This is a genomic window from Streptococcus sp. oral taxon 061, assembly GCF_964211575.1.
Taxonomy (GTDB): Bacteria; Bacillota; Bacilli; order Lactobacillales; family Streptococcaceae; genus Streptococcus.
Genome location: NZ_CAXOQQ010000021.1, coordinates 1 through 1,156, shown reverse-complemented (window position 1 = coordinate 1,156; position 1,156 = coordinate 1). Strand labels below are relative to the sequence as shown.

1 rRNA gene is annotated in these 1,156 nt (G+C 49.5%); it reads right to left on the bottom strand.

The features are described from left to right. Positions 1 to 1,156: ribosomal RNA gene (locus tag AB8E63_RS08635) — 23S ribosomal RNA — on the bottom strand; the annotation flags it as partial.

The window sequence follows — 1,156 nt, the reverse complement described above, 5'->3', positions numbered from 1 at the left end:
AACTCAATTCACACCTCACTGCTTAGACAGACACTTCCAATCGTCTGCTTTAGTTAGCCTACTGCGTCCCTCCATCACTACATACTCTAGTACAGGAATATCAACCTGTTGTCCATCGGATACACCTTTCGGTCTCTCCTTAGGTCCCGACTAACCCAGGGCGGACGAGCCTTCCCCTGGAAACCTTAGTCTTACGGTGGACAGGATTCTCACCTGTCTTTCGCTACTCATACCGGCATTCTCACTTCTATGCGTTCCAGCGCTCCTCACGGTACACCTTCTCCACACATAGAACGCTCTCCTACCATACCTATAAAGGTATCCACAGCTTCGGTAAATTGTTTTAGCCCCGGTACATTTTCGGCGCAGGGTCACTCGACTAGTGAGCTATTACGCACTCTTTGAATGAATAGCTGCTTCTAAGCTAACATCCTAGTTGTCTGTGCAACCCCACATCCTTTTCCACTTAACAATTATTTTGGGACCTTAGCTGGTGGTCTGGGCTGTTTCCCTTTCGACTACGGATCTTAGCACTCGCAGTCTGACTGCCGACCATAATTCATTGGCATTCGGAGTTTATCTGAGATTGGTAATCCGGGATGGACCCCTCACCCAAACAGTGCTCTACCTCCAAGAATCTTGATGTCGACGCTAGCCCTAAAGCTATTTCGGAGAGAACCAGCTATCTCCAAGTTCGTTTGGAATTTCTCCGCTACCCACAAGTCATCCAAGCACTTTTCAACGTGCCCTGGTTCGGTCCTCCAGTGCGTCTTACCGCACCTTCAACCTGCTCATGGGTAGGTCACATGGTTTCGGGTCTACGACATGATACTAATGCGCCCTATTCAGACTCGGTTTCCCTACGGCTCCGTCTCTTCAACTTAACCTCGCATCATATCGTAACTCGCCGGTTCATTCTACAAAAGGCACGCTCTCACCCATTAACGGGCTCGAACTTGTTGTAGGCACACGGTTTCAGGTTCTATTTCACTCCCCTCCCGGGGTGCTTTTCACCTTTCCCTCACGGTACTGGTTCACTATCGGTCACTAGGGAGTATTTAGGGTTGGGAGATGGTCCTCCCAGATTCCGACGGGATTTCACGTGTCCCGCCGTACTCAGGATACTGCTAGGTACAAAGACTATTTTGAATACGAG